This is a genomic window from Streptomyces sp. NPDC088400 (assembly GCF_044753355.1).
GTDB lineage: Bacteria > Actinomycetota > Actinomycetes > Streptomycetales > Streptomycetaceae > Streptomyces.
Genome location: NZ_JBIVMZ010000015.1, coordinates 39,327 through 59,781 on the forward strand (window position 1 = coordinate 39,327; position 20,455 = coordinate 59,781).

Here is a 20,455-nt window from a genome sequence, read left to right on the forward strand (position 1 = left end):
ATGCCCACAGCGTCGAATTCGGGCCGCAAACATCACCCGTTCGGCGCATACCAGATCGTTACGGACGGGCAGGTCGCATTCGGGCAACAGCTGTAGAGCGCTGCCCGTCTGGGCGTTCGGCAGCCTACTGTTGGGATGTACGCCTGTCGTGCACGGCTGCGGGGTGCGATTCCGGCCGTGATGACGTGGGCGACGTGCCATCGCGTGGCATCGGCTCCGCCGGCTGTGAGAGGGACGGGAATGAAACCGACCGAGAGCGCCGCCCCGGTCTCACCCCCGCGCGGATTCGCGGGGATCGCGGGCATGGCGGCCAGAACACCCGCTCTTGTGGTGGGACTCGCTGTGGCCCTGCTGGTGACCGGACTCGTCCGTACGGTTCAGGAAGGCCGTGCGCTCTTCCCCGGTGGTACGGCCGGCTGGGCCCTGGCCGTACTGACCGGCATCATCGTGGGCCATCTGGTGGCGCTCGGCCGCGACCGCTGGTGGGGCGGTACGGGCTCGGGCGCGTCCCTCACCCTGGCCGTCCTGCTGCTGTACGGCTGGGTGGCGGCAGGACTGGTCAGCCTGGCCGTCGTGGTGCTGGTCGGAGTGGCCCGCAAGCACCGCTGGCGACAGGGCGTCCTGCACGGCGCGGCGGACATGCTGGGCATCGGCGCCGCCGCGCTCGTCCTCGCCGTGTGCGGTGTGGTCCCCACCGTCGAGCGGCCCTGGAACCCTCTCGAATGGGGGGTCGTCAGCACCTCGGAGATCGTGCTGGCGGCCACCGCGCATCTCGTCGTCGCGCGCCTGCTGCTGTGGTACGCGCTGAATCCGCAGGGCGGTGCGCTGCCGACCGTCGCGCGTACGGGGCTCTACCGGCATGGTCTGGTCGCGGTAGCTTTACTCGGAATCGCCCCGCTGATCTGTGTGGTCGCGATGTCGGTGCCGCTCGTCCTGCCGCTCTTCGCCATCCCGCTGATCGCCTTGGACTCCACGCTCTGGATAGCTCGGGCGCGGGCCGAGGAGCAACTGCGCGATCCACTGACCAAACTGCCCAACCGGCAATGGCTGTTGGAGCGCACCTGGGCGGCGCTGGAGCACGCGGAGGGCCTGGGCGCCCGGTCCGGTCTGGTCCTGATCGACCTCGACCGCTTCCGTTCCGTCAATGACACGCTCGGTCATCTCGCGGGTGACCGGCTGCTGTTGCAGATAGCCGACCGGCTCAAGCTGGCCCTGCCGCGAGGCGCGGAGGCGGCGCGGCTCGGCGGCGACGAGTTCGCGGTGCTGCTCCCGACCTGCGACTCCACGACCAGCGCCCAGCGCGTCGCCCGGCACCTGGTGGCCGAGCTGTCCTCGCCGCTGGACCTCGACGGTCTCACGCTCGTCCTGGAGGCGAGCGCCGGTGTCGCCGTCTATCCGGAGCACGCGACGGACGCGGAGGGGCTGCTGCGGCGCGCGGACGTCGCCATGTACCAGGCCAAGCGCGACCGTACGGGAGTGGAGGTCTACGAGTCCAAGCGGGACTCCAACACCCCTGACCGGCTCGGCCTGCTGGGAGATCTGCGCCGCGCGCTGGACGCCGGCGACGTGGAGCTGCACTACCAGCCCAAGGTCCGCTTCGACGGCCAGGTCGCCGGCCTGGAGGCGCTCGTGCGCTGGGTGCACCCCGAGCGCGGCAGGGTCCCCCCGGACGAGTTCATCGCGATCGCCGAATCCTCGGGCCTGATGCCTCATCTCACCGAATACGTACTGGAAACGGCTCTCGCCCAGGTCGCCCGCTGGCGGGCCCAGGGGCTGATGGTGCCGGTGGCGGTCAATGTCTCGCCGCGCGACGTCCACACCCCCGGCTTCGCGGGCGCGGTCGCGGCCCGGCTGGCCCGTCACGGCGTCCCCGCCGGGTCCCTTCAGCTGGAAATAACGGAACACGTCCTGCTGGAGGACCCCCAGCGGGCGGCCGACACCCTCGCCGGCCTGACCGGACACGGCGTGAAGATGTCCCTCGACGACTTCGGTACGGGCTACTCCTCGCTGGTGCATCTGCGGCGGCTGCCGGTCAGCGAGCTGAAGATCGACCGCTCGTTCGTCGCGCGGCTGGCGGTCGACACCGAGGACGCGGAGATCGTCCGCTGCACCGTCGACCTGGCGCACTCGCTGGGCCTGCTGGTCGTCGCGGAGGGCGTCGAGGACGACGAGACCTGGGAACGGCTGCGTGACCTGGGCTGCGACGCGGTCCAGGGCTGGCTGGTGGCCGCGGCGATGCCGCCCCACGAGGCGACGGCCTGGCTGCGGGCCAGGGGCGAGCGCGGCTGGCAGCGCCCGGCGGAGCTGGAGGCCGCGCGCCTCGCCCGCGAGCGCGAGCAGCGTGAGCAGCAAGAGAAGCAGGAGCAGTCGGGCCGGGTCGTCCAGTAGGGCGGCGTACGGCAGGCAGTAGGGCGGGCGTACGTACAGCGCGAGCGTATGACCGGGTGGCCGGCCGGTCGACCACCCGGGACCCTCAGGACCGGGAAACCTCTCGGGACCGGGGGAACGCCTCAGGACCGCGCAGGGGCTCCCCCGGCGGCGGACGTGAGCCCCCACCACGGCGGAGACGACGGCGCCCTCGGCGACGGGCGTGAGTTCCCGCGGAGGCAAGGGAGACAGCTCCCTCGGCGACGGGCGCGGGCTCCCTCAACTGCGGGCGGAGGCTCCCTCTGCGGTGGGCGGAGCCGAACCGTTTCGTGGGCACGGGTCCCGGCCCCATAGGATTGGGCCACATCCCAATCACACTCACCCCTGAGGATCGCCGCATGCCTGGCATCACGCGCGAGGAGGTCGCCCACCTCGCACGGCTGGCACGTCTGGAGCTGAAGGCCGAAGAGCTGGATCACTTCGCCGGTCAGCTCGACGACATCATCGGCGCGGTCGCCCGCGTATCCGAGGTCGCCGACCAAGACGTTCCGCCGACCTCCCACCCGCTGCCGCTGACCAATGTCATGCGCGCGGACGAGGTCCGTCCTTCGCTCACCCCGGAGCAGGCGCTCTCCGGCGCCCCTGCCCAGGAGCAGCAGCGTTTCAAGGTGCCGCAGATCCTGGGGGAGGACTAAACAGTCATGACGGCCACGAACAAGAACGAGAGCTGCATCAGGCTCACCGCCGCCGAGATCGCCGGGAAGATCGCTTCCGGCGAGCTCACGGCGGTCGAGGTCACCGAGGCCCATCTCGCCCGTATCGAGGCGGTGGACGAGAAGGTCCACGCCTTCCTGCACGTCGACCGCGAGGGTGCGCTGGCCCAGGCCCGCGCCGTGGACGAGAAGCGCGCGGCGGGCGAGAAGCTCGGGCCGCTGGCCGGTGTCCCGCTCGCGCTCAAGGACATCTTCACCACCGAGGGGATCCCGACCACCGTCGGTTCCAAGATCCTCGAAGGCTGGCTGCCGCCCTACGACGCGACCCTCACCAAGAAGCTGAAGGCCGCGGACGTCGTCATCCTGGGCAAGACCAACATGGACGAGTTCGCCATGGGGTCCTCCACGGAGAACAGCGCGTACGGCCCCACCGGCAACCCCTGGGACCTGACCAGGATCCCCGGCGGTTCCGGCGGTGGCTCGGCCGCCTCGCTCGCCGCGTACCAGGCGCCCCTGGCCATCGGCACGGACACCGGCGGTTCCATCCGCCAGCCCGCCGCCGTCACCGGCACGGTCGGCGTCAAGCCCACGTACGGCGCGGTCTCCCGCTACGGCATGGTGGCCTTCTCGTCCTCCCTCGACCAGGGCGGGCCCTGCGCCCGTACGGTCCTGGACACGGCCCTGCTGCACGAGGCGATCGCCGGGCACGACCCGCTCGACTCGACATCCATCGACGCCCCGGTCCCGCCGGTCGTCGAGGCGGCCCGCAACGGTTCGGTCGCCGGGATGCGCGTCGGCGTCGTCAAGCAGTTCCGCGGCGAGGGCTACCAGGCAGGTGTCCTCCAGCGCTTCGACGAGTCGGTGGAGCTGCTCAAGGGCCTCGGTGCCGAGGTGGTCGAGCTGGACTGCCCGTCCTTCGACCTGGCGCTCGCCGCGTACTACCTGATCGCGCCGTCCGAGTGCTCCTCGAACCTCGCGCGCTTCGACGCCATGCGTTACGGCCTGCGGGTCGGCGACGACGGTACGAAGTCGGCGGAGGACGTCACGGCGCTGACCCGTGAGGCGGGCTTCGGCGACGAGGTCAAGCGCCGCATCATCCTCGGTACGTACGCGCTCAGCTCCGGCTACTACGACGCGTACTACGGCTCGGCGCAGAAGGTCCGCACCCTCATCACCCAGGACTTCGAGAAGGCGTTCGAGCAGGTCGACGTGATCGTCTCCCCGACGACCCCGACCACCGCCTTCCCGATCGGCGAGCGTGCCGACGACCCGATCGCGATGTACCTCGCGGACCTGTGCACCATCCCGACCAACCTGGCGGGCAACGCCGCCATGTCGCTGCCCTGCGGCCTCGCGCCGGAGGACGGCCTGCCGGTCGGCCTGCAGATCATCGCCCCCGCCATGAAGGACGACCGGCTGTACAAGGTCGGTGCCGCTGTCGAAGCGGCCTTCGTGGAAAAGTGGGGGCATCCGCTGTTGGAGGAGGCACCGTCACTATGAGTAGTGCAGTGAGCAAGGCGAAGGGCTTCAAGAAGTCCAGGGCCGGTACGTATCTGTCGATAGGGAGCACCGCGCTCGGAGCGGTCGGCGTCGTCAAGCAGGCCAAGCTGGCCCGCAAGGAGAACGACACGCTCCGGCTGGTCGACGCCGCGGTCTCCGCCGTGGCCATCGTCACCGGCCTGGCGATCCTGTACCGCGAGCTGAAGCGGCTGGGCGACGACGACGTCCTGCTGGGCTGACCGGACCGCCGGGAGGCCGCCCGCCCGTTCCGGGGCGGACTCCCGGCGACCACCGTGCCGGACCGTGCCACGGAAGGAGGTGACACAGTGATCACCCGCATCGAGATCGACGGCTTCAAGTCGTTCGTGGGCTTCGGCCTGGACGTACGGCCGCGCACCGTACTGATGGGCGCCAACGGGGCGGGAAAGTCCAACCTGTTGGACGCTCTGGACTTCGTCAGGCGCACGGTCGCTGTGGGCCCCCCGCGGGTCTTCGACGGCGACAATCCCAGGCTCGCCGTACGGGACCTCTTCCACCATGCCGACGGCTCCGAGGGCTCCGACGGGTCCATTGGCGCCGAGGGCTCCGGTGGCGCGTACACGGCACCCCAACTGACCATCAAGATCGGCATGATCGTGCCCAGCCTGCACGGTCCGCTTCCCCTGGTCGTACGGCTGGGAGCCGCGCGCCACGGCACGCCGGACGGCCCGGTGAAAGCCACGCTGCGCTCCGGGCGGGTGTGGGTCAGCAGCCTCATGCGTACGGAGTGGATGGACCGGCTGGAGATCCCCGCGCACCTGCGGGGCGCGCTGGCCGCCGCGAGGGAGTCGTTCGTGGCGAGCTACGGGACCGACTGGGCGCCGCTGCGCGGGAGCGGACACGGCCTCGGCGACCGCGCGTCCGAGGGCGCACGGGCGCTGCTCCGGCACGTCGCCCGCGAGAGCGAGAACTGGGAGCGGATAGCGCTCGACCCCGCTGCCATGCGCAGGCCGTTCGGCGGCAGCGACGAGATGACACTCCGCCCCGACGGAAGCAATGTGGCGGCCGTCCTCCACCGGCTCGGTGCCCAGGAACTCCGCGGCCTGGAAGCGGATCTGACCGCGCTGATCCCGGACTCGTCCGGCGTCAGGCCGGTGTTCGACGACCAGAGCGGTGAGTACGGCTTCGACGTACGGTGCCGGCACACGGGCTGGACGTCCCCGCCCATGCTGTCCGACGGCACGATGCGCGTCCTCGCGCTGCTGGCCGCCCGCTACGACGACCGGCGGGCCGGCCTGCTGGCCGTCGAGGAGATAGAGAACGGGCTGCACCCCACCCTCGTCGCCGAGTTGGTACGGCGGCTGAGCGGGGACGTGGACGACTTCCCGGACCTCGTGGACCGGGCGCGGCTGGTGTCCGGCTTCCGCCAGCTGATGGTGACCACGCATTCCCCCGTACTCCTCTCCGCCCTTCGTGACGACTCCGCCCTCCGCGACGACACGACGGGAAGCCTGGTCTTCCTGGATCAGGCGTCCCCTCCCGACCCGGCACGCGCGGGGATCCCGGCCGTGACCAGAGCACGCTCCGTCCGTGCGCCCCTGGCGGACGGGGAACCGGGCGACACGGTCACGGCCGAGCAGGTGAAGTACCTGCTGGAGCCCATGGGGCAGGTGATCGCGTGAACCCCGCGGTACGGCTCAAGGCCTGGCGGCCCGGCCCCGGCGATTCCTTCGCCCCACTCGCCGGTTCTTTCACCGTCTTCGCCGACGAAGCGGATCTCCCCGTACTCGGAAAGCTGTCGTCTTACCAGCGCAGGCTGGCCGACACCGATGAAGCACTGAAGAGGAAGACATACCTGTGACCGTCACTGAACTGGTGTCGTACGAGGACGCGCTGACGACCTACGACCCCGTCATGGGCCTTGAGGTCCATGTCGAGCTGGGCACCAAGACCAAGATGTTCTGCGGCTGCTCGACCGAGCTGGGTGCCGCGCCCAACTCGCAGACCTGCCCGACCTGTCTCGGCATGCCCGGCTCGCTCCCGGTCGTCAACGCGATCGGTGTCGAGTCGGCCATCAAGATCGGTCTCGCGCTCAACTGTGAGATCGCCGAGTGGTGCCGCTTCGCGCGGAAGAACTACTTCTATCCGGACATGCCGAAGAACTTCCAGACCTCCCAGTACGACGAGCCGATCGCCTTCGACGGCCATCTGGACGTCCAGCTGGAGGACGGCGAGATCTTCCGCGTGCAGATCGAGCGCGCCCACATGGAGGAGGACACCGGCAAGTCGACGCACGTCGGCGGCGCCACCGGCCGTATCCACGGCGCGTCCCACTCCCTGCTCGACTACAACCGCGCCGGTATCCCGCTCATCGAGATCGTCACCAAGCCCATCGAGGGCGCCGGTGAGCGCGCTCCCGAGGTCGCCAAGGCGTACGTCGCCGAACTGCGTGAGCTGATCAAGGCGCTGGGCGTCTCCGAGGCCCGGATGGAGATGGGCCAGATGCGGTGCGACGTGAACCTCTCGCTGCGGCCGCACGGCCGGGAGGAGTTCGGTACGCGCTCCGAGACGAAGAACGTCAACTCGCTGCGCAGCGTCGAGCGCGCCGCCCGGTTCGAGATCCAGCGTCATGCCGCGGTGCTGAACTCCGGTGGCACGATCCTTCAGGAGACCCGTCACTTCCACGAGGAGGACGGCTCCACCACGTCGGGCCGTATCAAGGACAATGCCGAGGACTACCGGTACTTCCCGGAGCCCGACCTGGTGCCCGTCGCCCCGGCCCGCGCGTGGGTCGAGGAGCTGCGGGGCGGACTGCCCGAGCTGCCGCGGGTGCGCCGCAACCGGCTGCGCGCGGAGTGGGGTGTCTCCGAGCACGATATGCAGTCGATCCTCAACGCGGGCGCGATCGCTCCGATCGTCGCCACGATCGACGCGGGCGCCCCGGCCGACCAGGCACGCAAGTGGTGGATGGGTGAACTGGCCCGGCACGCCAACGAGTCGGGCCGCGCGCTGGACGAACTGCCCATCACGCCCGAGCAGGTCGCCCGGGTCGCCGCGCTCGTCGCGGCCGGTGATCTCAATGACAAGCTGGCCCGCCAGGTGATCGAGGGCGTGCTCGCGGGCGAGGGCGACCCGGACGCCGTCGTGGAGAAGCGCGGTCTCAAGGTCGTCTCCGACGACAGCGCGCTCGGCGCGGCCGTGGACGAGGCGATCGCGGGCAACGCCGCCATCGCCGACAAGATCCGCGCCGGCAAGGTCGCCGCGGCGGGCGCGCTGGTCGGCGCGGTCATGAAGGCCACACGCGGCCAGGCCGACGCGGCGCGGGTGCGCGAGCTGATCCTGGAGAAGCTGGGCGTCGAGGGCTGACCTCGGGGCGTGCGGGGCGTACGCGTCGTACGGGCCGCACGCGCTCTCCGGGGCGTACGTAGGGTGTGAGGGGCGGCGTGCCTGCGGGCGCGCCGCCCCTGACGGATCCGGGCACCCCCGGATCCGGTCCGGTCCCGCTCTCCGGTCCCGGTCCGGTCTCCGGCTCTGGCCCGTCCCGCTCCCGAACCGTAAGCGCGAGGCACATCGCAGTGAACACCGTCGCCGCCGAGGTCGTCTCCGTCGGCCTGCTGCTCGCCGTGCTGGCGTTCGCCGTCATGCGCCCCCGTGGCTGGCCCGAGGCGGTCGCGGCCGTACCCGCGGCGCTGCTGGTCGTCGCCCTCGGCGCGGTCTCGCCCCAGGAGGCGTGGCAGCAGACACAGAGCCTGCTGCCGGTGGTCGCCTTTCTCGCGGCGGTGCTGGTACTGGCCCAACTCTGTGACGAGGAGGGGCTGTTCGCCGCCGCCGGTGATCTGGTGGCACGAGTCTGCGGCGGGCAGCCGCGCCGACTGCTCGGCGGGGTGTTCGGCGTCGCCGCCGTGATCACCGCCGTACTCAGCCTGGACGCCACGGTCGTCCTGCTCACGCCGGTGGTCTTCGCGACCGCCGCCCGGGTGGGCGCCCGCCCCCGGCCACACGTCTACGCCTGTACGCATCTGGCGAACTCGGCGTCCCTGCTGCTGCCGGTCTCCAACCTGACCAATCTGCTGGCGTTCACCGCGAGCGGGCTCTCCTTCACCCGGTTCGCCGCGCTGATGGCTCTGCCGTGGCTGGCCGCGATCGCCGTCGAGTACGTCGTCTTCCGCCGCTGGTTCGCCGCCGACCTGGCCGCCGGGGCGCACCCCCCGAAGACGGACGAGCGGCGCGAGATGCCGGTGTTCACGCTGGTCGTGCTCGGCCTGACGCTGGCCGGCTTCGTGGTCACCTCGTTCGTCGGGGTCGAACCGGTGTGGGCGGCCCTCGCCGGTACGGTCGTGCTCGCCGCCCGCGCCCTGCGGCAGCGGCGGACGACGGTAACGGGGCTGGTCCGCGCCGCGTCACCGCTGTTCTGCCTGTTCGTCCTCGCGCTCGGTGTGGTCGTCAAGGCGGTCGTCGACAACGGCCTGGACATCGGCATCAGCCGGCTGCTGCCGAGCGGCTCGTCGCTGCTCTCGCTGCTGGCGATCGCCGCGATCGCCGCCGTCCTCGCCAATGTGATCAACAATCTTCCGGCGATCCTGGCGCTGCTGCCGGTCGTCGCGCCCGCCGGGCCCGGACCGGTGCTCGCCGCGCTGATCGGCGTCAACCTCGGGCCGAACCTGACGTACGTCGGCTCGCTCGCCACCCTGCTGTGGCGGCGCATCCTGCACGAGCACGACACCGAGCCGAAGCTGGGCCACTTCACCCTGCTCGGTCTGCTGACCGTGCCCGCCACGCTGGTCGCTTCTACCGTGGCGCTGTGGGGCACGCTGCAAGTGATCGGAGGCTGATCCTGATGACCGTACCGCCGTCGCCGTCACACCCGTCCTCGCAGTCGTCCTCGCCGTCACCGTCGCCCTCAGGCGTCCCGGCGTCCGGACCGCCCGCCGCGCCGTCGACGGTCCTCGTCTGGATCACCGAATCCACCTGGCCCGCCTGTGTGGACGCGGCCCGCGAACGCGCCGGGCACGACCAGGTGGTGCTGCTCCACGTCGGCGACGACGAGGTGGCCGCCGCCGCGCACCACGCGTACGCGGGGCTGCTCGGCCGGGGACACCGGACGGACCGTGACCCCGGCACCCGCCTCGAAGCGCTCTCGGGCTCGGTGGGCGCCGATCTGCTGGAGGCCGCCGCGCACCGGCTGGGGCGGCCGTGCGAACTCCTCGACCGGCACGGCCGCGTGGAGCACGAGGTCGTACGGGCGGCGGCCGATGTGGATCTGCTGATCTGCGCGCGGGACGGCGACCGCGAACGGCCGGGCCCGCACAGCCTGGGCCCGGCGACACGCTTCGTCGTGGACCACGCGCAGTGCCCGGTGCTGCTGGTGTGGCCGCTGGGCGAGACGGGTCCGTAGGAGACACGTCCGCCGGGAAACACGGCCCTTACGAGGCGCGGCCGTTACGACGCACGGTCCTTAAGAGGCGCGGTCCTCAGGAGGCGGAGGCCTCGGTGTCGTAGTCGATCGACTCGGTGAGCTGCCGCCACTTCACGTCGGATTCCATACGGGCGCGGTCGGATTCGGTCACGTACCGGTACGCGTCACTGCCCAGCAGGAGATGCAGCGGGGGCTCGTCCAGCTGAGGCAGACCGAGGATGACCTGCGCGGCCTTGGCCGGATCGCCGGTCTGCCGGCCGTCCATGCCCCGTACCAACTCCGCGTGCGCGCCGGCCGTCTCCCTGTACGGCTCGCTGATCGGCGGGATCGTCATCGACGCCCCGGCCCAGTCGGTGCGCAGACCGCCCGGTTCGATGACGGTGACCCGTACGCCGAGCGGGGCGAGTTCGCGGGACAGTACCTCCGAGAATCCGGCGACCGCCCACTTGGCGCTCTGGTAGGCGCCGAGACCGGGCGTGCCCAGCCGGCCGCCGCTCGACGAGATCTGGATGATGTGCCCGGATCCCTGCTCGCGCAGGATCGGAACGGCGGCCTTCGTGACGTGGTAGACGCCGTAGAAATTGGTGTCGATCTGGGCGCGGAAATCGGCGTCGGACACATCCTCGATGGCGGCGATATCGCCGTATCCGGCGTTGTTGACGACCACGTCCAGCCGTCCGAAGACGTCGACCGCGCTCCGTACGGCCGCGCGTGCGGCGGCGGCGTCGGTGACATCGAGCGGGACGGTGTGCAGTCGCGTTCCGTACGTACGGACGAGATCGTCGAGCTGGGCGGGTTTGCGTGCCGTGGCCACGACCCGGTGGCCGGCCGCGAGAGCCGCCTCGGTGAGGGCGCGGCCCAGGCCGCGTGAACTGCCGGTGATGAACCAGACCTCGGACATGGTGGATTCCTAGGGGAGAGGGCGCCGGCTGAGCGAGTCGGCCAGGCTTCGAGCGTGGTAACTGACTATTCAGTTACTTCCTTTTTCACTGTAGGCCCAAGGTCCTGGGGTCGCAAGTGGTGAGATGAGTGACTGGTTGGTCACCCGGTTGCCATCGCTGACTACCATGGGGAGGTGGCCAGAGATTCCCGAACGACCAGGACGAGCCTGCTGCGCGCGGCGACCGACGAGTTCGCCGCGCACGGCATCGCGGGCGCGCGCGTCGATCGCATCGCCGCGGCCGCCGGGTACAACAAGAACCTGATCTATGTGCACTTCGGGAGCAAGGAACAGCTCTTCGACGCCGTCTACGAGGCCGCCGTCGAGGAGATCCTCGACGCCGCGCCGTTCGACGCCGACGACCTGCCCGGTTACGCGGGCGCGCTCTTCGACTTCCACCTCTCGCACCCGCATCTGATGCGGCTGGTGCGCTGGCAGAGCCTGGAACGGCGGGCCGAGGTGCTGCCGGTCGCGGAGAAGGCCCACGTGGCGAAGCTCCGCGCGCTCGCCGCGGCCCAGGGCGCGGGCACGGTGGACGCGGGCCTGCCGCCGCACCTGCTGCTGGCTCAGATCGTGGCGCTCTCCAGCGCGTGGAGCGAGGGCAGCCCCGAGGCCGTGAGCGACACGACGAGCCCCGCCGAGATCGCGGCCAGGCGGCACGCGGTGGTGGTGTCGGTGGGGAAGCTGACGCGGCCGTCGCTCCCGTGACGGTCGCCGCCCTCCCCGCCGAGTGGGAGGCGGGCGAGGCCGGGCGGGAGACGGCCGGGCGAGCGGCGGAATGAATGGGCGGCCCGTTCACTTCTCGGACGTCCCGGAGCCTTTCCGCTGCCATTCGCTCTCACTAGCGTCCCCGGCATGTCAACGGAGATATCGCGCAGAAGAATGCTCGCCCTCGGCACGGGAGCCCTGGGCGCGGCGGCCGCCGGGTCCGTACTGCCGCCGTCCCTGAGGGCGGCGCTGGCGGCCGAGCCCGCCGACGGCGGGATGCGGGCGATCAAGCACGTGGTCGTGCTCATGCAGGAGAACCGCTCCTTCGACCACTACTTCGGCACGCTGCGCGGCGTGCGGGGCTTCGAGGACCGCAACGCGGTCGAGCTTCCCTCCGGGAAGTCCGTCTTCGAGCAGCCGTCGGCGACCGGCGGTACCGTCCTGCCCTTCCCCGTACGGGACGCGGCCGAGACGCAGAAGAGGGATCTCCAGTACATCGGGGCTCTCGACCACTCCTGGGACGGCGGCGCCGCGGCCTGGAACAACGGGTGGATGGACGGCTGGGTCTCCGCCAAGACCGCCGCCACCATGGCGTACTACGACCGGCGAGACATCCCGCTGCACTACGAGCTGGCTGACACGTTCACGGTCTGCGACGCGTACCACTCGTCCGTCCATACGTCGACGAGCCCCAACCGCAACCATCTGTGGAGCGGCTGGACCGGGTACGAGGCCGACGGGCAGCGGGCCGTCGGCAATGACGCGTACGACGAGGGCACCCACCCCGGCTATCCCTGGCCGACGTACGCCGAGCGGCTGGAGCGGGCGGGCCGGAGCTGGCAGACGTACACGGAGTGGGAGAACTTCACCGACAACAACATCGAGTTCTTCACCACCTTCAAGAACATCGCCCACAAGGCGCTCGCGAAGGCACGCGCGCTGCCCGGCCGGCCCGGAGCCGACGGCTTCACGTACATGGAGGCCTTCTACGCCGCCGTACGCGACACCCGGGACGCCGCCGAGCGCGAGCGGCTGCTCGGGGCGCTGGAGGACGGCGTCGCCACGCTGACCAAGCGGGAGCGGTCGCTCTTCGAGCGCGGGCTGCGGCGCGTCGAGACCGGCACCCTGGCCGAGCGGTTCCGGGTCGATGTGGCGGCGGGGACGCTGCCCGAGGTGTCGTATCTGGTGCCGTCCGCGGCCGACTCCGAGCACCCCGGCTCCTCGTCACCGGTCGCCAGCGCCACGCTCGTCTACCAGGTGCTGGACGCGCTCGGCGCGCATCCCGATGTCTGGCGGCACACCGTCGTACTGATCAACTACGACGAGAACGACGGCTTCTTCGACCATGTGCCGCCGCCCGTACCGCCCGCCGACGGCCCCACCGGGTCCGCCGAACGCTGGCAGGGACGGCCGACCGGGCTCGGGATCCGGGTGCCGCTGCTGGTCGTCTCGCCCTGGACCGTCGGCGGTTACGTCTGCTCGCAGGTCTTCGACCACACCTCGGTCATCCGCTTCCTGGAGAAGTGGACGGGAGTGGACGAGCCCAACATCACCGCGTGGCGGCGCACCGTGACGGGCGATCTGACCTCCGCCTTCGACTTCCGGAGCAGCCGCTCGCGACCCGAGGTCGAACAGCCGGGCCCCGTCCCGCCGTTCAGCGGCCGCTGGCAGCCGGAGCCGCCCGCCGAGCAGCACATGCCCGTACAGGAGAAGGGCACGCGCCCGGCCAGGCCGCTGCCGTACCAGACGGACGCGTACGGCCGGACCGACGCCGACGGCAAGGCCTTCAAGGTCACGCTCAGCAATACGGGACGGGCGAGCGCGCACTTCGCGCTCTATCCGTACGCAGGTGAGTTCGAGATCCCGCAGCACCGCGATGTAAGGGGCTCGGCACAGTGGACGGTGCCCCTTACCGGGCTGACCGGCGACGGGTACCGCTTCACGGTCACCGGACCGAACGGCTTCCGGCGTGAGTTCGCCGGTCCGGTGACCGCTGGGGGCGCCGAGGTCAGCTCCTCCGTCGACCACCACGACCGCGATCTGCACCTCACCCTCAGCAACAAGGGCGACCGGCCGGTCACCTTCACGGTGCGGCCTCTCGGCTATGTGGACGAGGACGACCTCGACGACTGGACCCGGCAGATCACGGTGAAGCCGGGCCGCAGCCGGGCCATCGTGCACTCGGCGGCCGACGCGCACGGCTGGTACGACATCGAGATCACCACGGCCGACGGCACCGATACCGATACCGACACTGCCGCCGGTGTCCGCTTCCGCCGTCGCCTGATGGGGCACATCGAGAACGGCCGGGTGAGCGTCTCCGGCTGATCCGTGCGAACGCGTGAACGCGTGAACATCTGAATCCGCGAACGTGTGACCGTGCGAGTGCGCGCATGTGTGAGGATTTCGCGCACCGCACGATCGCCGCTCGGAGGAGCCAGATGTTCGCCACACCGCTGGACGACGGGGCCGAGCTGCGCCCCCTGGAGCCATGGCGGGCCGAGGAGTTCCTCGCCCACATGGACCGCGCCAGGGATCTGGTCGACGCGCACATCCAGCTGGCCCGGAGTGCCACCGATCTCGATTCGGCACGGGCGCTGCTCACCTCGTACGCGCGTCAGCAGGCGGCCGACACCGGACGGCTCTACGGGATCTGGCTCGACTCCACCCTGGTCGGCGGGGTGCTCTTCCGCGTCTTCGACGCGGACGCCGGGAACTGCGAGGTCGGCTGCTGGCTGGAGCCCGCGGCGACGGGCCGCGGGCTGGTCACGCGCGCCGCGGAGGTGCTGATCGACTGGGCGGTCGAGGAGCGCGGGATGCACCGGGTGGAGTGGCAGGTGTCGTCCGCCAACACCCCGAGCGTCCGGGTCGCCCAGCGGCTCGGCATGACGCGGGACGGGGTCCTGCGGGAGAGCTATCCGTACCGAGGAGTGCGGCACGACATCGAGATCTGGTCGGTGCTGGCACCCGAGTGGCGCAAGCGCCGACGGTGACCTCACGGGGGAACGCGCGGGCGGCTCACCGGCCGTACTACGTACGGCTGTACGCCTGTGCGCCGCGTTCTCAGAAAGTTTTCATACGCGGCCCCTAGCGTGCGCCGTATGAACCCCACTCCCAAGACCCAGACCACCGAGCCGGAGACCACCGAGGCCACGGCCGACACGAAGGTGGCCGAGACCGAGGCGACCGACCGCAAGGCCGGGTCCGCCGAGGAGCGCGACGCGGCACCCGCCGCGACGAAGGACGTCAAGGACGCCGCCGAGCCGGCCGACCAGGACGACGCCCTGGACGACGACGAGAAGCAGGACGGCGACGACGCCGCCACGGAGCCCCGTCCGGCCGGTCTCGGCGCCGCGGCCGCGGCCGTCGTCTCGGTCTGCCTCGGGATCGTCGCCCTCACCGGCACCTGGACCAGCCGGATCATCGGCGAGCGCGCGACGCTCGTGGGACAGATCAAGACCGGCCAGACCGCCACCCCCGAGCAGCAGATCTCGGCGCTCTACGGCGACGCCTGGCACGCCACCGCGGCGGTCAACGGCATCGTGGCCGTCGTCGCGCTGCTCGTCGGCGTGATCGTGCTGACGCTGCCGCAGCGCGTGGGCCGCGCGGCCTGGGTGCGTCCCGTCGCCGTCGCCGGAGCCGTCCTCGGCCTCCTGGGGCTGCTGGTCTCCTTCGGTATGTACTTCGACCTCTTCGTGGCCCTGCCGAGCGCCGCTGCCTGAGTTCGTCCGTTCCGGCCGTAGCCGGTTCAGAACCCACCAGGGCCTAAGGTCTTACGGGCTTCACGCCCGGGCCTTAGGCCTTACGTATGTCCCGTCGGTTCTTTCCAAGGCCTTTCTAAGGCCCCCGGCGCCCGTCAAGATGCGGCACTTTCCCGATGTGGCGGCGCCCCCTGGGAGACGAAGGTTGAGGCATCACCAGACGCCACAACACTTCGCACCAGGGGGACCCGATGTTCGCGTACGAACTCCACAAGATCCGCGCTGCCGAGCTGATTCGGCAGGCCGACCACCACCGGCTCGTACGAGAGATCCGTGAAGTCGGCCGGCGGACGGAACGGGCCGAACGGACTGAACGGATCGAACGGACCGAACGCTCACGATCCCGCCACCGCCCCGGCTCCCGCTCGCGCTTCCGCTCCGGACGATGACGAGTGCCGCGCTGTCAGACCCCTGTGCGATGCTCAGGCCTGTGGAAACCAGGTCCGTCAGCCCGGTGTTCGTCGGTCGGACCGGCGAACTCACCGCGCTCACCGAAGCGCTCGCCCGCGCCACCGCCGGAGGCACCTCGCCGTCCGCCGGTGGCGCGGGCGAGCCGCAGGCGTTCCTCATCGGCGGTGAGGCCGGGGTCGGCAAGAGCCGGCTCATCGAGGAGCTGTGTGAGCTGGCCCGCGTGGAACGGACCGTCGTCGCGAGATTCGGATGCGTCGAAATCGGCGCGGACAGACTCCCGTTCGCGCCCCTCTCCACCGTTCTGCACTCCCTGCGCCGCCAGTTGCCCGACGAGCTGATCGCGTCGGCCGAGGGCCAGCAGAACGAACTGGCCGGGATCCTGCCCGAGTTGGGGCAGGCGGACGGAGGCGCGCTCGGTGAGTACGGCACCGCGCGGCTCTTCGAGCTCACCGCCCGGCTCCTGGAGCGGCTCGCGGCGGACCGTACGGTCGTCCTCGTCCTGGAGGATCTCCACTGGGCGGACGCCTCCACCCGGCACCTCCTCGCCTACCTCTTCCGTGCGTTGCGCCGCGGCCGGATCGTCGTGATCGCCACCTACCGCTCCGACGACATCCACCGCCGCCACCCACTGCGCCCGCTCCTCGCCGAGCTGGACCGGCTGCGGTCCGTCCGGCGGATCGAGCTGGCCCGTTTCACCCGCGCCGAGGTGGGGCGTCAGCTCACCGGCATCCTCGCGGCGGAGCCGGATCCCGGCCTGCTGGACGAGATCTTCGAACGTTCCGACGGCAACGCGTTCTTCGTCGAGGAGCTGGCCTGGTCCATCGAGGCGGGCTGCCGCACCGGACTGAGCGACTCCCTGCGCGATCTGCTGCTCGTACGGGTCGAGGGGCTGCCCGAGGACGCCCAGCGGGTCGCCAGGATCGTCGCCGAAGGCGGCACCACCGTCGAATACCCGCTGCTGCGCGCCGTCGCGCGGCTTGAGGAGGACGACCTGATCGAGGCGCTGCGGGCGGCCGTCGGCGCCAACATCCTGCTGCCCACGGCGGACGGCGACGGCTACCGCTTCCGGCACTCCCTGGTGCGCGAGGCGGTCGGCGACGACCTGCTCCCCGGCGAGCGCTCCCGGCTCAACCGCCGCTACGCGGAGGTGCTGGAGGCCGACCCCTCGCTCGTACGGGCCGATGAGCGCACCACCCGCCTCGCCAGCCACTGGTACCACGCGCACGACGCCGCGAAGGCCCTTCCCACGGTCCTGCACGCCGCCGTCGAGGCGCGGCGGCGCTATGCCTACTCCGAGCAACTGGGGCTGCTCGAAAGGGCCATGGAGCTGTGGGACGAAGCCCCCGAGGACGTACGGGGCACCCTGCGCCCGCCGGACGACGTCGAGGTCTATCCGCCCTGCGGGGGCGACCAGGAGTCCGCTCCGCTGACGTATCTGGACCTGATGGCGGAGGCGACGGTCGCCGCCCGCTTCGGCGGTGACCGCGAGCGGGCCCTGGCGATCGCCAAGAAGGCCGTGCGGGTGCTGGAGGGGGAGGACGGGGGGAAGGACCCGTTGCGGGCCGCCTGGTTCTGGATCCAGCGCTCCCGGCTGGTTCAGGACCTCACCAGGGGCGACGGCTGGCAGGAACTGGCCACCGCCGAGGAGCTGGTGCGCGGGCTCCAGCCGTCCGCCGTGCACGCGGAGGTCCTCGCGTTCGTGGCCGCCTGGGGCGCCCTGCACCAGCCGGGCCCCGACAGCCTGACGGCCGCCAACCGCGCCGTGGAGTACGCGCGGCTGGTCGGCGCGGAACGCACCGAGCTGCACGCCCGCCTCACCCGCGGCTGGCTCACCGCCGACGCGGGAGACATGGAGACGGGCATCGCCGAGACCTACGAGGCGCGCGACCGGGCCGTGGAGCTGGGCGCGGTCGGGGTCCTGGGGCGTGCCAGTGTCAATCTGCCGTCCACGCTGGAGAGCATGGGCCGCTCCGAGGAAGCGGTGACCGCCGCCGAGCAGGGCATCACCTTCGCCCACCGGTACGGTCTCGCCGACACGGAGGCCTGGATCCGTACGAACCAGGCCCAGTCCCTCTACTCGCTCGGCCGCTGGTCCGAGGCGGACGCCGTCCTTGATGCCGCCTCGGGCCTCGCCCAGTCCCGCAAGGCGCGCGGCCTCGTCGCCGTACGCCGTGCCGAACTGGCCCTCACCCGGGGTGACTTCGACGAGACCGGGCGCCAGGTGGAGGTGCACCGCAGCTCGATGGGCAGCTATGACTTCCAGCCGCAGCACTTCATCACTCCGGCCCGGCTGACGATGACCCTCGCGGCACGGCGGGGCGCACTGGCCGACGCGAGGGCCGAGTTCGAGCGGATCCTCGCGCTGGGCTTCCCCCTGGGCACGCACCGGTACGCGCTGCCGCTGCTGTGCGCGGCGGCGGTCATCGAGGCGGACGCGAGGGGCCTCCAGGGCGCGGACGCCGGACGGACGGACATCCTCGCCGCCGTACGCGCGCACGCCAAGCGGCTGCCCACGCTGGTGCCGGTCTGGCGGGCGTTCGGCCTGATGCTGGACGCCGAGCTGGCGCGCGCGGAGGGCCGGGCGGCACCGGAGCTCTGGGCGCGCGCCGTGGCGGCCTTCGAAGCGGTCGAGCGGCCCTACGAACGGGCGCTCGCCCGGCAGCGCCGGGCCGCCGCCCTGCTGGACTCCCACGGCGACCGCGCCGAAGCGGCGGAGCTGCTCGTCCGGGCCCACACCACGGCCGTCCGGCTCGGCGCGAGTCCGCTGGCCGAGGAGATCGCACGGACCGCGGGCCGGGCGCGGATCAGCCTCGCCCCGGCGGCCGGTGGCCGGACCGCTCAGGCCCCCGGTACGCCCGCCCAGGCGGCCGACCCGGCACGCTCACTGGGTCTGACCCCGCGCGAGCGGGACGTACTGCGCCTGGTCGCCGCCGGCCGCAGCAACCGCCGGATAGCCGAGGAGCTGTACATCTCGCCCAAGACCGCGAGCGTCCACGTCTCCAACATCCTGGCCAAGATGGGGGTTTCGGGCCGCACGGAAGCGGCGGCGCTCGCCCATCGGCTCCAGCTCTTCCCCGTCCCCGTCCCTGTAACGGGCGAGTCCTGATCAGTTTTCAGGATCCGTAGGTTTCGAGGAGTCCACCGGCTCCTCCTCGACTCTTATCGTGACCTTTCCCGAAGCGAGGTCTATCGGGCCCCGTCCCGGGTCGTTGTCATTCACATCGGCCCGGCTCAGTTCCAGTCTTTTCTGTTCGTCATGGGCATGCTTACGGCCCGGCGCGAAGAGCTGCTCGATCATGTTGAACACAGACTGCCCACCTCTTTGTGTGCGTTACCGCTCACCGTGCGTCGCTATGAGACCTCCAGCTGGAGGATCTTGTCGTCCCCCGGCTTCGGTGTGCCCCGGCCGTCCGTATTGCTGGTCATGAGCAACACCTTGTCGCCACCCACCGAGAGCACCGTGCGCAGGCGGCCGTACTTTCCCTCCAGCAACGCCTGAGGAGCGGCCGCGGATTCCCGTCCCGCCAGCGGAATCCGCCAGAGCCGCTCGCCACGCAGTGAAGCCATCCAGATGGAGCCCTCCGCGTACGCGATACCGCTCGGCGACGCGTCCTTCGTCTTCCACTGGACCACGGGATCGACATATCCGGCCTTACCGGCCTTGCCCTCGACGGTCGGCCAGCCATAATTCTTCCCGGGCTCGATCAGATTCAGCTCGTCCCAGGTGTTCTGGCCGAACTCCGATGCCCACAGCCGTTTCCCGGAGTCCCAGGCAAGTCCCTGCACATTGCGGTGGCCCAGCGAATAGACGACCGAATCCGCTTCCGGATTGCCGTGCACGGGCTGTCCGTCCGGGGTCATTCTGAGGATTTTGCCCGCCAGTGAATTCTTGTCCTGAGCGAGCCCCGTCTCACCCGTCTCGCCCGTGCCCGCGTAGAGCATCTTGTCGGGGCCGAAGGCGATCCGCCCGCCATTGTGGATGGTGCCCTTGGGAATGCCGCGCAGGATCGTGTCGGGCGCCCCCAACTGCTGCCCGGCCGGCTTCTTCTCGTCGTACACCATGCGGGCGATGCGATTGTCCGACTCAGTGGTGAAGTACGCGTACACCAGATGGTCCGAGGCGTAGGTGGGGGAGACCGCGATCCCCAGCAGACCGCCCTCGCCCGCCGGGGAGACCCCCGGCACCGTGCCGATCCCGGTCTTCTGCCCGCTCGCGCCGTCGACTCGGGTGATCGTGCCCTCGTCGCGTGAGGAGACCAGCAGGTCGCCGTCCGGCAGGGCGGCCAGGCCCCAGGGTGACTTGAGGCCCTCGGCCAGGGTGGCCGCCACCTTCGCCGACCCCTTCGCGGGCGCGGCCGACGGACTCGGGGACGCGTCCCCGGACCCGTCGCCGGACGCGGTGGCGGCCGGACTCGACGCGGCGGGCAGACCGCGGCCCGTACCGTCCCCGCCGCCGTCGGAGGAGCATCCGGTGACCACGAGAAGCGCGGCAGCGGCCCATACGGCCGTCACTGCTGAACGTTGCACGGTTCTGATCCCTTCGACGGCTGCGTTCCTACAGTTCTTACACTGCCGCTCCGTCTCGGGTTCCCCATGACGGCCGATCAGCACATCCGAGAAACGGGCGATCAGCACATCCGAGAAGGGGCAACGAGACGAC

General features: G+C 71.0%; 17 protein-coding genes. 14 read left to right on the forward strand and 3 right to left on the reverse strand.

What is annotated here, in order from left to right:
• The first annotated feature begins 240 nt into the window (after positions 1–240).
• From ACIQD6_RS30195 to ACIQD6_RS30235, 9 genes are all read left to right on the forward strand, one after another.
• Entirely contained in the window at positions 241–2,388 is a 2,148-nt protein-coding gene (locus tag ACIQD6_RS30195) for a putative bifunctional diguanylate cyclase/phosphodiesterase (RefSeq protein WP_401888509.1), read from the forward strand.
• A 377-nt stretch (positions 2,389–2,765) separates the two neighbouring features.
• Positions 2,766–3,062 carry an Asp-tRNA(Asn)/Glu-tRNA(Gln) amidotransferase subunit GatC gene (gene gatC, locus ACIQD6_RS30200; protein WP_010984178.1) on the forward strand — a complete coding sequence of 99 codons (297 nt, stop codon included), beginning with the start codon at positions 2,766–2,768 and terminating at the stop codon, positions 3,060–3,062.
• A gap of 6 nt (positions 3,063–3,068) precedes the next feature.
• Complete coding sequence (gatA, locus tag ACIQD6_RS30205; protein WP_401888512.1) at positions 3,069–4,580, forward strand: Asp-tRNA(Asn)/Glu-tRNA(Gln) amidotransferase subunit GatA; 1,512 nt, start codon at positions 3,069–3,071, stop codon at positions 4,578–4,580.
• Complete coding sequence (locus ACIQD6_RS30210; protein WP_401888515.1) at positions 4,577–4,819, forward strand: hypothetical protein; 243 nt, start codon at positions 4,577–4,579, stop codon at positions 4,817–4,819. The genes gatA and ACIQD6_RS30210 overlap by 4 nt, the downstream gene beginning before the upstream one ends.
• A gap of 87 nt (positions 4,820–4,906) precedes the next feature.
• A complete protein-coding gene (locus ACIQD6_RS30215; RefSeq protein WP_401888518.1) occupies positions 4,907–6,241 on the forward strand; it encodes an AAA family ATPase in 1,335 nt (444 codons plus the stop codon).
• Positions 6,238–6,420 carry a hypothetical protein gene (locus ACIQD6_RS30220; RefSeq protein WP_401888521.1) on the forward strand — a complete coding sequence of 61 codons (183 nt, stop codon included), beginning with the start codon at positions 6,238–6,240 and terminating at the stop codon, positions 6,418–6,420. Before ACIQD6_RS30215 ends, ACIQD6_RS30220 begins: the two co-directional genes overlap by 4 nt.
• Entirely contained in the window at positions 6,417–7,925 is a 1,509-nt protein-coding gene (gene gatB, locus ACIQD6_RS30225) for an Asp-tRNA(Asn)/Glu-tRNA(Gln) amidotransferase subunit GatB (RefSeq protein ID WP_401888524.1), read from the forward strand. Before ACIQD6_RS30220 ends, gatB begins: the two co-directional genes overlap by 4 nt.
• Before the next feature lie 209 nt (positions 7,926–8,134).
• Positions 8,135–9,391 (forward strand): SLC13 family permease, encoded by a 1,257-nt coding sequence (locus ACIQD6_RS30230; protein WP_401888526.1) that lies wholly within the window; start codon positions 8,135–8,137, stop codon positions 9,389–9,391.
• Between the two features lie 5 nt (positions 9,392–9,396).
• A complete protein-coding gene (locus ACIQD6_RS30235; RefSeq protein WP_401888529.1) occupies positions 9,397–9,954 on the forward strand; it encodes a universal stress protein in 558 nt (185 codons plus the stop codon).
• A gap of 76 nt (positions 9,955–10,030) precedes the next feature.
• Here ACIQD6_RS30235 and ACIQD6_RS30240 read toward each other — a convergent pair whose 3' ends face one another.
• Positions 10,031–10,876, reverse strand: coding sequence for an oxidoreductase (locus tag ACIQD6_RS30240; protein ID WP_401888532.1), 846 nt, complete (start codon positions 10,874–10,876; stop codon positions 10,031–10,033).
• 174 nt (positions 10,877–11,050) lie between these two features.
• On the opposite strand from ACIQD6_RS30240, the gene ACIQD6_RS30245 reads away from it, so the two are divergent.
• The 5 genes from ACIQD6_RS30245 to ACIQD6_RS30265 all read left to right on the forward strand — a co-directional run bounded on the left by ACIQD6_RS30245 (position 11,051) and on the right by ACIQD6_RS30265 (position 18,901).
• On the forward strand, positions 11,051–11,623 hold the full coding sequence (locus ACIQD6_RS30245; protein WP_401888534.1) for a TetR family transcriptional regulator: 573 nt from the start codon (positions 11,051–11,053) through the stop codon (positions 11,621–11,623).
• A gap of 147 nt (positions 11,624–11,770) precedes the next feature.
• Positions 11,771–13,951, forward strand: a complete 2,181-nt coding sequence (locus ACIQD6_RS30250) for a phosphocholine-specific phospholipase C (protein WP_401888537.1) — start codon at positions 11,771–11,773, stop codon at positions 13,949–13,951.
• Positions 13,952–14,064: 113 nt separating this feature from the next.
• On the forward strand, positions 14,065–14,616 hold the full coding sequence (locus ACIQD6_RS30255; RefSeq protein ID WP_401888540.1) for a GNAT family N-acetyltransferase: 552 nt from the start codon (positions 14,065–14,067) through the stop codon (positions 14,614–14,616).
• 108 nt (positions 14,617–14,724) lie between these two features.
• The gene (locus ACIQD6_RS30260; RefSeq protein WP_401888543.1) at positions 14,725–15,345 is read left to right on the forward strand and encodes a hypothetical protein; all 621 of its coding nucleotides are present in this window, start codon (positions 14,725–14,727) and stop codon (positions 15,343–15,345) included.
• A gap of 457 nt (positions 15,346–15,802) precedes the next feature.
• Positions 15,803–18,901: an AAA family ATPase gene (locus ACIQD6_RS30265; RefSeq protein WP_401888546.1), complete on the forward strand. Its 3,099-nt coding sequence runs from the start codon at positions 15,803–15,805 to the stop codon at positions 18,899–18,901.
• Here the strand turns inward: ACIQD6_RS30265 and ACIQD6_RS30270 are convergent, their stop codons facing one another.
• Both ACIQD6_RS30270 and ACIQD6_RS30275 read right to left on the reverse strand, forming a co-directional pair.
• Positions 18,902–19,093: a DUF6191 domain-containing protein gene (locus ACIQD6_RS30270; RefSeq protein WP_401888847.1), complete on the reverse strand. Its 192-nt coding sequence runs from the start codon at positions 19,091–19,093 to the stop codon at positions 18,902–18,904. It abuts the gene before it with no gap.
• A gap of 53 nt (positions 19,094–19,146) precedes the next feature.
• Positions 19,147–20,322: a PQQ-dependent sugar dehydrogenase gene (locus ACIQD6_RS30275; protein ID WP_401888548.1), complete on the reverse strand. Its 1,176-nt coding sequence runs from the start codon at positions 20,320–20,322 to the stop codon at positions 19,147–19,149.
• Positions 20,323–20,455: the final 133 nt, after the last annotated feature.

Coding starts and splice junctions, on each gene's coding strand:
- ACIQD6_RS30235 (WP_401888529.1), top strand. CDS start 9,397: ATGACCGTACCGCCGTCGCCGTCACACCCGTCCTCGCAGTCGTCCTCG.
- gatC (WP_010984178.1), top strand. CDS start 2,766: ATGCCTGGCATCACGCGCGAGGAGGTCGCCCACCTCGCACGGCTGGCA.
- gatA (WP_401888512.1), top strand. CDS start 3,069: ATGACGGCCACGAACAAGAACGAGAGCTGCATCAGGCTCACCGCCGCC.
- ACIQD6_RS30260 (WP_401888543.1), top strand. CDS start 14,725: ATGAACCCCACTCCCAAGACCCAGACCACCGAGCCGGAGACCACCGAG.
- ACIQD6_RS30240 (WP_401888532.1), bottom strand. CDS start 10,876: ATGTCCGAGGTCTGGTTCATCACCGGCAGTTCACGCGGCCTGGGCCGC.
- ACIQD6_RS30250 (WP_401888537.1), top strand. CDS start 11,771: ATGTCAACGGAGATATCGCGCAGAAGAATGCTCGCCCTCGGCACGGGA.
- ACIQD6_RS30255 (WP_401888540.1), top strand. CDS start 14,065: ATGTTCGCCACACCGCTGGACGACGGGGCCGAGCTGCGCCCCCTGGAG.
- ACIQD6_RS30265 (WP_401888546.1), top strand. CDS start 15,803: ATGCTCAGGCCTGTGGAAACCAGGTCCGTCAGCCCGGTGTTCGTCGGT.
- ACIQD6_RS30210 (WP_401888515.1), top strand. CDS start 4,577: ATGAGTAGTGCAGTGAGCAAGGCGAAGGGCTTCAAGAAGTCCAGGGCC.
- ACIQD6_RS30270 (WP_401888847.1), bottom strand. CDS start 19,093: ATGATCGAGCAGCTCTTCGCGCCGGGCCGTAAGCATGCCCATGACGAA.
- ACIQD6_RS30195 (WP_401888509.1), top strand. CDS start 241: ATGAAACCGACCGAGAGCGCCGCCCCGGTCTCACCCCCGCGCGGATTC.